Annotated in this window: 10 protein-coding genes and 1 rRNA gene; 5 read left to right on the forward strand and 6 right to left on the reverse strand. The window is 36.6% G+C overall.

Annotated elements, in window-relative coordinates:
- The first annotated feature begins 33 nt into the window (after positions 1-33).
- A 5S ribosomal RNA gene (rrf, locus tag MM213_RS19385) occupies positions 34-145 on the forward strand.
- Positions 146-578: 433 nt separating this feature from the next.
- Here the strand turns inward: rrf and MM213_RS19390 are convergent.
- Entirely contained in the window at positions 579-1,415 is an 837-nt protein-coding gene (locus MM213_RS19390) for an endonuclease/exonuclease/phosphatase family protein (protein WP_241414544.1), read from the reverse strand.
- A gap of 130 nt (positions 1,416-1,545) precedes the next feature.
- Between MM213_RS19390 and MM213_RS19395 the strand changes: the two genes are divergently transcribed.
- Complete coding sequence (locus MM213_RS19395; RefSeq protein WP_241414545.1) at positions 1,546-2,430, forward strand: flavin reductase family protein; 885 nt, start codon at positions 1,546-1,548, stop codon at positions 2,428-2,430.
- Between the two features lie 278 nt (positions 2,431-2,708).
- On the opposite strand, the gene sppA is transcribed toward MM213_RS19395, so the two are convergent.
- Positions 2,709-4,469 (reverse strand): signal peptide peptidase SppA, encoded by a 1,761-nt coding sequence (gene sppA, locus MM213_RS19400; RefSeq protein ID WP_241414546.1) that lies wholly within the window; start codon positions 4,467-4,469, stop codon positions 2,709-2,711.
- A 73-nt stretch (positions 4,470-4,542) separates the two neighbouring features.
- Here sppA and folK point away from each other — a divergent pair, with 73 nt between their 5' ends.
- Positions 4,543-5,025, forward strand: coding sequence for a 2-amino-4-hydroxy-6-hydroxymethyldihydropteridine diphosphokinase (gene folK / locus MM213_RS19405; RefSeq protein WP_241414547.1), 483 nt, complete (start codon positions 4,543-4,545; stop codon positions 5,023-5,025).
- A 27-nt stretch (positions 5,026-5,052) separates the two neighbouring features.
- Here folK and fabD read toward each other — a convergent pair whose 3' ends face one another.
- From fabD to MM213_RS19425, 4 genes are all read right to left on the reverse strand, one after another.
- Positions 5,053-5,931, reverse strand: coding sequence for an ACP S-malonyltransferase (fabD, locus tag MM213_RS19410; RefSeq protein ID WP_241414548.1), 879 nt, complete (start codon positions 5,929-5,931; stop codon positions 5,053-5,055).
- Positions 5,932-6,090: 159 nt separating this feature from the next.
- Positions 6,091-6,720 carry a carbonic anhydrase gene (locus tag MM213_RS19415; protein ID WP_241414549.1) on the reverse strand — a complete coding sequence of 210 codons (630 nt, stop codon included), beginning with the start codon at positions 6,718-6,720 and terminating at the stop codon, positions 6,091-6,093.
- 27 nt (positions 6,721-6,747) lie between these two features.
- Positions 6,748-7,155, reverse strand: a complete 408-nt coding sequence (locus MM213_RS19420) for a thiol-disulfide oxidoreductase DCC family protein (RefSeq protein ID WP_241414550.1) — start codon at positions 7,153-7,155, stop codon at positions 6,748-6,750.
- Positions 7,152-9,929 carry a T9SS type B sorting domain-containing protein gene (locus MM213_RS19425; RefSeq protein WP_241414551.1) on the reverse strand — a complete coding sequence of 926 codons (2,778 nt, stop codon included), beginning with the start codon at positions 9,927-9,929 and terminating at the stop codon, positions 7,152-7,154. The genes MM213_RS19420 and MM213_RS19425 overlap by 4 nt, the downstream gene beginning before the upstream one ends.
- 258 nt (positions 9,930-10,187) lie before the next feature.
- On the opposite strand from MM213_RS19425, the gene MM213_RS19430 reads away from it, so the two are divergent.
- Positions 10,188-10,868, forward strand: a complete 681-nt coding sequence (locus MM213_RS19430) for a succinate dehydrogenase cytochrome b subunit (protein ID WP_241414552.1) — start codon at positions 10,188-10,190, stop codon at positions 10,866-10,868.
- Between the two features lie 49 nt (positions 10,869-10,917).
- Positions 10,918-12,852, forward strand: a complete 1,935-nt coding sequence (locus tag MM213_RS19435) for a fumarate reductase/succinate dehydrogenase flavoprotein subunit (protein WP_241414553.1) — start codon at positions 10,918-10,920, stop codon at positions 12,850-12,852.
- Positions 12,853-12,863: the final 11 nt, after the last annotated feature.

Raw genomic sequence — 12,863 nt, forward strand, 5'->3', positions numbered from 1 at the left:
AGTCGAATATGCTATATCAAAAAGTCCAAAGATTTAGGCGGCCTAGCGCAGGGGTCCCACCTCTTCCCATCCCGAACAGAGAAGTTAAGCCCTGCAGCGCCGATGGTACTGGGGTTACACCCGGGAGAGTAGGTCGCCGCCACATTATTCAAAGCCAGTCACGATAGCATTCGCGACTGGCTTTTTTGCGTTTAAACCCCAGGCTGAAAGATCTCGCCAAGAATGCAGAGGGGCGCAGATTTTTGGGGGAAGGGATGGGGCACGCAGAGGCGCAGAGGCGTGTAAGGTTTTTAATCTGGGAGATGTATGTGATGGTATTGCTTTTTTGGATTGGCCGGTGTGATGAATGATGTTTAGACTTAAAAGTAAAGCAGTAAGACATTGGGGAAAACCTTCGAGGTTTTTGAAACCTCAAAGGTTTATTGACCCAACCTTTAAGGTTTTTTTTAAACCTCGAAGGTTTTTATTTTCTATAATGATGTTAAATTATAAAGAGAGAACCTCTGCTCTAATACCTTTGAGGTTTTTTGAAACCTCAAAGGTTTGATTGTGTAGATGGGAGGTACGTATTTTAAATTTTAATCAAATGTTAGTTCTATCAAAACAGGGAAATGGTCTGATGGATATTTTTTTCCATAATTATCAGTCAAAATACCATATCGCTTAACTGTAATCCCCTTGTTTATAAAAATATGGTCAATGATATTTTCTGGTGTTTTATTCCAGTTATAACCATTGAAAGTACCAATATCTCCATAATGAGGAGTTTGGCTTTCACTTCTGGAATCTTTGAATCCTGTATTTACAATGATCTTATAAGCGTTGTTTTCCATGTCAACGTTAAAGTCTCCCATGAAAACCACTGGTAAATTTTCATTGTTGATCTCATTTATTTTGGACAATACCAATTTGCTACTTTCTTCTCTTGCTTGCTGTCCAACGTGGTCATAATGGATATTAAACACATAGAATTTTTGTCCACCTTCATCCTCAAATTTCGCATATGTACATACTCTATTCAAAGCTGCATCCCATCCTTTGGAAGGGATTTCTGGACTTGTAGAAAGCCAAAATGTTTTGTTCTCTAAAAGTTTGAATTTTTCAGGATTATAAAAAATTGCTGAAAACTCTCCTTTCTCGCCTCCTTCTTCTCTGCTAATTCCTACATATGGGAAATTCAAAGATTTACTAATCTCTTCTAGTTGGTTTTTTAGACCTTCTTGGGTTCCAATAATGTCCATTTGATGGAACTTTATTAAATTAAATAAGTGTTCTGAACGGTCTATCCAAAGGTTTTCTAAATCATTTTTATCGTCAAACTTTATATTATATGTTCCGAAATTATAACTTTGGGACAATGCCAAATTACTAATAACCAATAAAAGCGATAGAATCAGTGAGAATTTCATTTTCATTTGTGAGTAGCGTTTTATTTTTGTTATTTTAAAATTAGTAATAAAAATGTGCTTTTTCTTTAATTTGTCTAATTGAATAGCAATTTGATATAATTATGGCCTTATAATTAATAAATTAAATACAAATATTATGACAATTGACCCTACTACAGTTAATGCATCGGAATTTCAAGCTTATCTCCAAAGTGCCGTTGCACCTAGGCCGATTGCATTTGCCAGTACAGTTGATAAAGACGGTAAGGTTAATTTGAGTCCCTTCAGTTACTTCAATGTTTTCAGTTCCAATCCTCCAATTTTGGTGTTTTCTCCTTCTCGCAGAGTACGAGATAATACTACCAAGCACACATTAGAGAATGTTCATGATGTGAAGGAGGTTGTGATAAATATTATCGATTTTTCCTTAGTAGAACAGATGTCATTGGCAAGTACAGAATATGATAAAGGTGTCAATGAATTTACCAAAGCGGGTCTTACTGAAGTGAAATCGTTGAAGGTTGCTCCTCCGAGAGTGAAAGAAGCACCAGTTTCTTTTGAATGTCTTGTGAAGGAAATAATATCTTTGGGTGATCAAGGAGGTGCAGGGAATTTGATTATTTGCGAGGTTGTGTTAGCCCATATTGATGATGCTATACTCGATCAGAATGGTCTAGTTGATCCCTTTAAATTTGAAGCAGTCGCGAGGATGGGAGGGAACTGGTACTGTAGGGTGACAAAGGAATCTTTATTTGAGATCCCTAAGCCTATTAGAAATAAAGGGATAGGGGTGGATCAGCTTCCTGATGTAGTCAAGAATAGCATGGTACTTACCGGAAACAACCTAGGAAGGCTTGGGAATATTGAAAAGTTACCATCAGATGAAGATGTTTGGGAATATGGGAATAGACCTGAAATTGTAGAGATAAAAGTAAGGTTTCAAAATGACAAAGAGAGTTTGTTGTTTAATCTTCATACTCATGCCAAATCACTCTTGGAATCTGGCAATATTGAGGATGCTTGGAAAGTTTTGTTGCAATAGGAAAAGCAGCCTTCCTTGTAAATGCTTTAAGAAAAGCTTCTTTTTAATTTAATATGATTATCTGCAATGACACACCAGTAGGGAAATAAAGCAATCCGATCAAGCGGATAATCGTGGACTATTGACTGTCGACAGTTGACAACATGATCTTGCCTGAATTCTAGGTGTGTACCTAATTAAACGGTGTGAAAGCGGATATACATATAATTTAAATTCAAATTAGATTAAACACCTGAAAATCAATTAAATAAAAAAAAAGGAGCTCGAAGCTCCTTTTTTTATTCAACTATAATGTCATATGGCATTCTAAGCATAAGACCTTCGTATTTTTTTATCTTTTCAATTTCAGAATAAACTGGGTAAAAGCTACCTAGCTTATGACGCATGTAGCGTGTTTGTACATCGTTAGTTAGATCGGCCATGAGCCTTTCGAAAAACGACTTTTCTTGAGGTAAATAAACTATTCTATAATCATCTTCCACTCCCACTTTTTTTGCGGCAATCTCTATAGCATCCTCTAGATTACCCAATACATCTACAAGCCCATTTTCCTTTGCCTGAATTCCCGACCATACTCTTCCTGAGGCAACTTCCAATACTTCTTCTTTAGTCATATTTCTACCTTCTGACACTCTTGAAATAAAAGTGTCATATCCTTCCTCAACATTACTTTGGTAGATTGACTTTTCCAGATCTGTCAATTTTCTTGAAAAGCTTAAGAAATCAGATAATTCTCCAGTTTTAACTACATCTGTTGTTAGTCCTAGTTTGTTTTTCATAAACCCTTCTGCATTAAACCAAAGGCCAAAAATCCCGATAGAACCTGTAATTGTATTTGGTTGGGCAACGATGGTATCTGCAGGAGCTGAGATGTAATAACCTCCAGATGCCGCATATTCCCCCATAGAAGCAATTACAGGTTTCACTTTTTTAGCTTCAGATAAAGCTCTCCACATTACTTCTGAAGCCAATGCAGAACCTCCAGGTGAGTTTACTCTTATCACTATAGCTTTTACATTTTCATCCTTTTTAGCTTTATTTACTTCTTTGACAAAAGATTCAGAAGCAATGACTCCTTCGCCTGATCCGCTCACTATGTCACCTTGAGCAATTATTACTGCGATTTTATTTTTAGAAAGCTTGTTTTTGCTTTTTGCAGACTTATTAATTGTTGTGACATTTATTGAATTAATATCGTCATCTTCTTCGATTCCTAGTTTTTCCCTAAGTAAATCTTTCACCTGATCTTCGTACCAAAGCCCATCAACCATTTTCAATTCAAGCGCATCTGCATTCTTACGAATAAGCATTTGACTGTTTATTTCTTGGACTTTTTCATAGGGTAAGCTTCTGCTTTCTGATATTTTAGAAATGGCAAAATCATTAAGGTCATTTAAAAAGACACTTGTTTGGAGCCTATTTTCATCACTCATTTTATCAAGTAGAAAAGGTTCCACAGCACTTTTGAATTCTCCAACTCTAAAAATCACTGGCTCTACCTCCAATTTCTCAAATAAACCTTTGAAGAAAACAATTTCAGAAGAAAATCCATTAAATTCCATTCCGCCCAGAGGGTTGAGGTATATTTCATCTGCTGCTGAACTTAGGAAATAGCCACTTTCTGAATAGATTTCACTGTAGGAGACAATGAATTTACCGGATTCTTTGAATGAGATCAATTCTTCCCTTAGCTCTTGAAGCATCGCCTGACCTGCGAAGACCATTCCTGCTTTTAGGTAAATACCTTTTACATTTTCATTTTCTGCAGCTGTTTTGATAGCCTTCTTAAGATTTAGCAAGCCTACGTTTGAAACAGCACTGAAACCTGGGATTGATGATATGTTAAAATCGTCATCACTAGTTCTTTCTACAATATTTCTTCCATCCAAATTCAGGACAAGAACAGTATTTTCTTTGATTTTTACTTCGCTATCTGACGATGAAGCAATAGCTATAATTCCCGCCAAAATGAAGAAACTCAAGACTGAAAATACCAAAAGCCCAACGATTACAGCTAATACATTTCCTAGAAATCTCATATTTATTTTATTTTAAGCTCCTAAAATACCGCTTTTTTCTTTATTGTTGAACCTTGAAATGAATAAATGGAAAATGAGGCAAGTTATTTTAATTATTGGAGGTAATGTAGGGGATAGGATGGCATTACTTTCTGAAGCAAAATCGAAGCTGATGTTTAAAATCGGTCAGTTAAAAGATAAATCCGCAGTTTATGAAACTCAGGCTTGGGGAGGTAAATCAAAAGGAGACTATTTGAATCAAATATTGATATTTGAAACTGATTTTGAAGCAGAGTATATTTTGGATATAGCTTTAAAGGTAGAAAAAGAGTTGGGTAGAGAAAGGGATGTCAAATGGGGAAATAGAACCATGGATATTGATATTCTCTATTTCGGGGAAGAAATTATAAACAAACCCAACCTAATTGTACCCCACCCTTACATTTCAGAAAGGCGTTTTGTTTTAGTCCCCTTGGAAGAGGTTTTGCCTGATTTTGTTCATCCTAAATTCCACCTTACTAATAAAGAATTGTTACGTAAGTGTACAGATTCTTGCAATGTTATTAAGGTGCAATAAAAAAAGCCCAATTTTAAGGGCTTTTTTTTAAATACTTGAGACTTCAGCTTCTCGATGGATTTTCTTCACTAATCCTTGAAGGACTTTTCCAGGCCCACATTCTATAAAGGAAGTTGCACCATCTTCCACCATTTGTTGGACAGATTGAGTCCATTTTACCGGTGCCGTCAATTGTGCAATTAAGTTATTTTTGATTTCTGAAACATCAGAAATACCAGTAGTGCTTACATTTTGATAAACTGGGCACAAAGGATTATTGAAGACAGTATTTTCAATGGCTGCTTGAAGTTTCTCCCTAGCAGATTCCATCAAAGGTGAATGAAAAGCTCCTCCAACAGGAAGCGGTAATGCCCTTTTTGCACCAGCTTCTTTCATTTTTTCACAAGCTATTTCTATTCCTTTGTTTGAGCCAGAAATAACCAACTGGCCTGGACAGTTATAATTTGCAGCAACTACTATTTCTCCTTCGATATCTTTACAAATTTCCTCTACTAAATTATCATCTAAACCCAAAATGGCAGCCATGCCTGATGGGTTGATTTCACAAGCTTCTTGCATTGCTAATGCTCTTTGATAAACAAGTCTAAGGCCATCTTCAAATGATAAAGTCCCATTTGCTACCAAAGCGGAAAACTCACCTAATGAATGCCCTGCAACCATGTCTGGTTTGAAATTTTCTGAAGTCTTAGCTAAAATTACAGAATGTAAAAATATTGCTGGCTGGGTCACTTTTGTTTGTTTTAGTTCCTCGTCACTACCTTCAAACATGATGTCGGTAATTCTGAACCCTAATACTTCATTTGCTTTTTCAAAAAGTGTTTTTGCAAGATCACTATTCTCGTATAGATCTTTCCCCATTCCAGCAAACTGTGCTCCTTGTCCTGGGAAAATATATGCTTTTTTCATTGTTTATTCTATTTTAACGTTATTCTAATTAGGAGTGTATAAATTATCTTCAATGCTATTAGTCTTTTTACTTTAAGATCGAGGGAGTAGAAATGTGTAAACTAGGAAGCAAAACTAATATCCAATTCAAGTTATTTATAAAAAGCAATGAAGTGAAAATTAAAAACCTAAATCATAAATTTCAGTAATTTCTTCGATTATGCTATAAATATCTAATTTTAAGTCAATCAATCTTCCTTGTGAAACATCAAAAACCCAACCATGAACTTTCATTCCTCTTTGTCGAACAGCCTTTTGAACTACAGCAGTTTTTAATAGGTTCACACATTGTTCTTGGACATTCAATTCTACAAGTCTATTATATCTTGTAGATTCGTCTTCTATGGCATTCAATTCGACTCTATGAATCCTATAAACATCTCTGATATTTCTTAACCAAGGATTCAAAATCCCTAAATCTGCAGGGTTCATGGCAGCTTTTACGCCACCACATTCATAATGCCCGCAAATCACAATATGATCTACCTTCAAGTTTTCAACTGCGTAATTTAATACTGACATCACATTGAGATCTATACTGATCACCATATTTGCAATGTTTCTATGGACAAAGACATCACCTGGCTGAACACCCATTAAATCTTCAGCAGTAACCCTACTGTCAGAGCAACCAACATATAAAATATCAGGGTTTTGTCCTTTGGCTAATTCTTTGAAATAATTTGGGTCTTTTTCAAGCTTATTTTCAATCCACTTTTCGTTGTTTTCAAATACTTTTGAAATGTCCATTAAATTGTTTGGTTTATTGGTTTGGTCTTACAAGAATTTAGCTTTTTCTTCTGGGGTTGGCAGCCTACAGGTTTCTTTTTTCCCGTACCATTTATATCTATTTTCAGCAATCCAATCATATATGGAGTCTCTCCAAGATGCAGGCAAAATTATTCCAGCATAAAAGATTTTCCAAATACCCCCTAATTTTTTTGCAATCTTGAGTGCCGCTGTACTTTTATAATAAATTTCGTTCCTTTCAATAAGTACTAAGGAATCTAAGTAATCCTTTTTTACTTTATAATCCACAAGAATTTTTTTTACAGCTTCATCTTGAAGTGCTCCTACCTTGAATTTATCATTTTTGTCCTTTCTGATTATAAAATCAACAGCGTTATTACAAAGGTTACAGACTCCATCGAATAGGACTATACTATATTTGTCTTGAATTCTCATCGGATAATTTGGATTGTTCCTTTTAATTTTTGCTCTTGAAGAGCAGGGTCAAAAGCATCAAACCTTACTACGGCACTGTAGAAATATGTCCCCGCTGGCAGCTCTTTTCCATTTTTATCTTTTCCATCCCATCTGATGTAGATATCAGATTCATTAGCCGTAAAGCTATTGTAGCTAAATACCTCGACGCCCCATCTATTTACGATGAATATTTCTACACCTTCTACAAATCTTGGACATTTTGGAAATGGATTGTCAAAAGCCATAAACGTCTCGTTAACACCATCTCCATTTGGAGTAAAGGCATTTGGCAACTCGTAGTAAGGACAATTGTCCACACATACAATGTTACTAGGATCACTTTCATTTCCAGATCGATCCACTGCAGTTATATAATAACAGCCTTTGTAATCAGGAAGATTTGTGATTCTTCCTGTGGTGTTCAAAGCAGAATATGTCTCTATCAAAGTAAAAACTCCTTCCTCACCTTCGGGACTGAAATATAATCTGTAGCTGCTTAATTCATTGTCACAATCTCCAGAAAAGTCAGGTTCCCAACTTAGGTCATGCTCAAACAAATTAGTCCCACAAGGCTTGTCTGATAGATAAGTCGAGCATTCCGGACCCTCAAAAGTTAAGACTGGTGGGCAAGGCAAACTATTGTCATCTGGACGTGCACAAGTGATTTGGCTTTTGTTATCTAAAGGATAAATCAAATTATCAACATTATAGGAGCCCTTTGTAATTACGTAATAGCAATATTCAATCTCTTTCTGAAGAGGGACCCCATTATGACTTCCATCATCAAAATACGTGAATCCATTTGACGTGACATCCACTTCAGCTATCAAGGTAAAATTCTCTGAGTCTTGGGAATTAGGGTCTGTTCTATTTCTGTAAACCTCATGTCTGAATTCACCTACGGAGTTATTCCAAGGAACATTAAATGTCCAGTTCAATTCTATTGCTTCATTGATGATTACCGGATCTAATCTAACAGATGAAGCAATGCTTGAGCTATCAATTGTAGTATTACCTTCCCTGAGTATTACTTTATAGTTGTAAACAAGGTTTTCTGTATTTAACCCTATATCAGTAAATAGAGTGTCTGTAGTAGTGGTAATTGAAGTACGGTTTTGATTTCCTGTGAAACCTTCTGATCTGATTAGTTCATAAGTAAAAGGTCCCGGGAATTGTTCAGAATCTATGTCATAAGGAGGAGTCCATTTGATAAAGATCTCACCGTTTTCATCATCAGTCTCTTCCACACTTACGTTTGTAATCAACGGTACGTCAACATCAATTGTAACACAGATTTCTTCGGATACAATGCTCTCACCCAATCTTGGAGAAGGAAATGCAGCTACTAACCTATAACAATATGTGTTTCCTGGTGATAGACCTTCCTCTTGATTGTTATCCAAGAAATTAAAGGTAGACATATCTGTCGTTCCAATCAATTCAAAGCCAGCACGAATGCCCGTCTCACAAGAATCAGGTTCATATGGATCACTATTCAATCTTCTCCAGATTTGCATAGTCTCTGCTGAGTTACCACATGAATACGGATCCCAACTTAATTGTACTGTTCTACCAGGAAGTTGTTCAATTTCATCTATGACCGGAGGAGGTGCAATTACCCTTATGTTCCAAGTTTTAATATCCACTAAAGCAGGGCCTGAGCTTGGTTGATCCGTAATTCGAACTCTTACTTGATATGGATTTTCTTGAACATGACTACATACAGTCTGCCAATTGAAATTGACAATACCTGGGCTTGGTTGGAATTCAGATTCAGGATTGTAGCTGGCTTTAGATGTCAAAATCTCAAATGGTCCACCAAATAATTCGATTTTGATTTGATCACCATCAGGATCACTTCCTTGTATGATTTCTTCAATATTTGTCCCTGCTACTACACAAAGATCCTCTGGTAGGACTAGTTCTGGTCTTCGGTTATTTGTGTTTTCGATTATGATTTGCATGTCCCTGACTACATACCCAATCAATCTAAACTGTCCATCTATTTTTCTATATTCTTCAATTCTAAATGCAACATTGAACTGACCTGCTAATCCGGGCGCGTCCCAAATCAAATCGCCTGTAATCGGATCAAGTGTTAAGAATGGGGGTGTCCCTCCATCTTCTCTATTGAAACTGAATTCTGAACTAGCTGGGCTTCTGTAGTTATTTACTGTTCTTTGAAAATCTTGTTTTGGGATATCCATGCTGTATGCCAAACTATCTCCATCGGGATCATAGGCACCTGGGTTGTGGATATATCGGATATTTACACCACCATTATCGACAGGAGGGATTGTTAGTACAGGTGAATTGTTTACCCCCAAAAATGGATCAATCCTAATCATAGTTTCCACATAAAATGGCGTATCTACTGAATTATCCATATTTAGGGTGTTGTCATTACGGTTAAATTCCTTAAACCTAATGGTGTATTGACCAGGTCCCTGATAAGTATGAGTAACCACAAAGGTGTTTTTTTCAATTTGGTTTCCCAAAGGCTCAACCAAAACAATATCACTCTCAGTATTCAGAGACACTTCTCTGCCATCTCCAAAGTTTATTGTCCCAGGTCCAAATACCACATTAGACCTGGTGTCGGTATAACCTACTACAGTTATTCTGTATGTAAGAGTTTGGGTGGAAACTCGCTCTGCAATTATTTCTCCTGCCCGAATATGTGTTGCAGATGCTTGGTGGATATTTGCAAGCAAAAGAGTTATGGCAAATAAAAGTAAATATCTGATTTTCATGAATGTCTGACTTAACAATTACAAGATATACGAAAATAACTAAAGGAAGTAGAAATTATTATCATTTATTCAAACAATAAAATTAATCACTTGGTTAGATTTATGTCAAAACAAGGGGTTTCTGTGATGATTTAAGAGTTATTTAGAACGTTTTAAAATAAGTTTAAACGGTTGCGCTTTGATTGTTTACTAAGCTTTCCGAATGTAAATTTGACCCCAAAGTATAATCTGTAAACATTCTACATTTAATCAAAAAATATGAGTTGGGTATCTAAGACCTTAAATAGCACGCTGGGCCGAAAAGTATTGATGGCTCTTACTGGATTATTTCTAATTTTATTCTTGGTAGTACATTTAGCAGGTAATCTTCAGTTGTTGATCCCAGACGGTGGTGAAGCATTTAATAAATATGCAGCTACTATGGCCAACAATCCTTTCATCAAAGTTGTATCAATTGGGAACTTTGCTTTCATTTTGTTACACGTTATTTATTCAATCATATTGTCACGACATAATAAAAAGTCAAGACCTGTTGGTTATTCAATTACAAAAGCATCCTCAAACAGTACTTGGGCTTCAAGAAACATGGGGATTTTGGGTACTTTGCTTTTAATTTTCATCCTTGTTCACTTAAAAGGTTTCTACTATGAAGTGAAGTTTGGTTCAATACCAATGACTTCCTATGAAGGTGTTGAATTCAAGGATGTATTTGCAATAGTATCAGCTGCTTATAGTAATGTTCTCTATGTTGCATTTTATGTTTTGAGTATGGGGTTCTTGGCATTCCATTTATCCCATGGGTTTGCAAGTGCATTTCAGACTTTGGGGTTGAATCATGTGAAATATTCTCCGCTTATAAGAAAAGTCGGATTAGTATTTTCGATTTTGATACCCGCTTTGTTTGCGTTGATACCCTTGGTGATGTTTTTTCAAAACTAGTAGCCAAATAAATTGTTAATTGATTAATGAAATTAAAATCAACAAATCGATGATACTTGATTCTAAAATACCTGAAGGGCCATTAGCGGAAAAATGGACCAACCATAAATTCAATGTAAAGCTTGTAAATCCAGCTAACAAAAGGAAATATGATGTGATTGTAGTTGGAACTGGCCTTGCTGGAGCTTCTGCTGCCGCATCTTTAGCAGAACTAGGTTACAATGTAAAAGCATTTTGCTTTCAAGATAGTCCAAGAAGAGCGCACTCAATTGCTGCTCAGGGAGGAATAAATGCAGCTAAAAATTATCAAAATGACGGTGATTCAGTTTACCGATTGTTTTACGATACGATAAAAGGAGGTGATTACAGAGCAAGAGAGGGAAATGTATATCGTCTAGCTCAAGTTTCTGTCAACATTATTGACCAATGTGTAGCTCAAGGTGTTCCCTTTGCTAGAGAATATGGAGGGCTTTTGGCCAATAGATCTTTTGGGGGAGCTCAAGTTTCCAGAACATTCTATGCTAAAGGACAAACTGGTCAGCAATTACTGTTAGGTGCATATTCTGCTCTGAGTAGGCAAGTTGCAAATGGCAAAGTGAAGCTTTACCCTAGAACTGAGATGATGGATGTTGTCATGGTAGATGGGAAAGCTAGAGGCATAGTAACTAGAAACCTTATCACTGGAGCTATAGAATCTCATAGTGCGCATGCAGTATTACTTTGTACTGGAGGATATGGAAATGTATTTTTCCTTTCTACAAATGCAATGGGTTCTAACGTAACTGCAGCATGGAGAGCTCACAAAAAAGGAGCGTACTTTGCAAACCCTTCTTTTACGCAAATTCACCCAACTTGTATTCCTGTCTCTGGAGACCATCAGTCTAAGCTTACCTTGATGTCTGAATCGTTAAGAAACGACGGTAGAGTTTGGGTGCCAGCAACAGTTGAGACAGCTGAGAAATTAAGAAAAGGCTTAATCAAAGTGAATGATATCAAGGAAGAGGATAGAGATTATTATTTAGAAAGAAAATATCCTTCTTTTGGTAACTTAGTCCCTAGGGATGTAGCCTCTAGAAATGCAAAATATGTTTGTGATGAAGGGAGAGGTGTGAATGAAACGGGAGAAGCTGTTTTCTTGGATTTCAGAGATGCGATCAAACGAGATGGTGAAGCCACCATCAAAGCAAAATATGGGAACTTGTTTGATATGTATCAGCAAATCACCGGCGATAACCCATATCAAGTTCCAATGATGATCTATCCAGCGGTTCATTACACAATGGGCGGTCTTTGGGTAGATTATAATTTGATGACTACGATACCGGGATTATATGCATTGGGCGAGGCTAATTTCTCTGACCACGGAGCAAATAGACTTGGCGCATCAGCATTGATGCAAGGATTGGCAGACGGATACTTTGTAGCACCATATACTATTGGAGATTATTTGGCTCAAAACCCAAATGATAGAATTTCTACAGATCATCCTGAATTTCAAAAGGCAGAAAAAGAGGTTAGCGATAGGTTACAAAAGCTGCTAAGCATCAAAGGTGATAAAACAGTTGATTACTACCATAAGAAATTAGGAAAGATCATGTGGGATTATTGTGGTATGGCTAGGACCGCAGAGGGACTCACTAAAGCCAAGGCAATGATCAAAGAATTGAAGAAAGAATTTTGGACCAATGTGAATGTTCTTGGTGCAAATGAAGAACTAAACCAATCTTTGGAAAAGGCAAATAGAGTAGCGGATTTCATAGAGTTGGGAGAGTTGATGGTAGATGACGCATTGAGTAGAAATGAATCTTGTGGAGGTCACTTCCGTGAGGAGTATCAGACTCCTGAAGGTGAAGCTCTAAGAGATGATGAAAACTTCGCTTTTGTTTCTGCATGGAAGTACTTGGGTGAAGGGCTTGAGGAAGAATTGAACAAAGAGCCTCTTGTGTTCGAAAATGTGAAGTTGACCCAAAGAAGTTACAAGTAATTTAACAAAGT

The organism is Belliella alkalica, from assembly GCF_022549785.1.
GTDB lineage: Bacteria > Bacteroidota > Bacteroidia > Cytophagales > Cyclobacteriaceae > Belliella > Belliella alkalica.

Bases quoted from the DNA above. Each gene is read 5' to 3' on its own strand.
- MM213_RS19390 (WP_241414544.1), bottom strand. From the start codon at position 1,415: ATGAAAATGAAATTCTCACTGATTCTATCGCTTTTATTGGTTATTAGT.
- MM213_RS19395 (WP_241414545.1), top strand. From the start codon at position 1,546: ATGACAATTGACCCTACTACAGTTAATGCATCGGAATTTCAAGCTTAT.
- sppA (WP_241414546.1), bottom strand. From the start codon at position 4,469: ATGAGATTTCTAGGAAATGTATTAGCTGTAATCGTTGGGCTTTTGGTA.
- folK (WP_241414547.1), top strand. From the start codon at position 4,543: ATGAGGCAAGTTATTTTAATTATTGGAGGTAATGTAGGGGATAGGATG.
- fabD (WP_241414548.1), bottom strand. From the start codon at position 5,931: ATGAAAAAAGCATATATTTTCCCAGGACAAGGAGCACAGTTTGCTGGA.
- MM213_RS19415 (WP_241414549.1), bottom strand. From the start codon at position 6,720: ATGGACATTTCAAAAGTATTTGAAAACAACGAAAAGTGGATTGAAAAT.
- MM213_RS19420 (WP_241414550.1), bottom strand. From the start codon at position 7,155: ATGAGAATTCAAGACAAATATAGTATAGTCCTATTCGATGGAGTCTGT.
- MM213_RS19425 (WP_241414551.1), bottom strand. From the start codon at position 9,929: ATGAAAATCAGATATTTACTTTTATTTGCCATAACTCTTTTGCTTGCA.
- MM213_RS19430 (WP_241414552.1), top strand. From the start codon at position 10,188: ATGAGTTGGGTATCTAAGACCTTAAATAGCACGCTGGGCCGAAAAGTA.
- MM213_RS19435 (WP_241414553.1), top strand. From the start codon at position 10,918: ATGATACTTGATTCTAAAATACCTGAAGGGCCATTAGCGGAAAAATGG.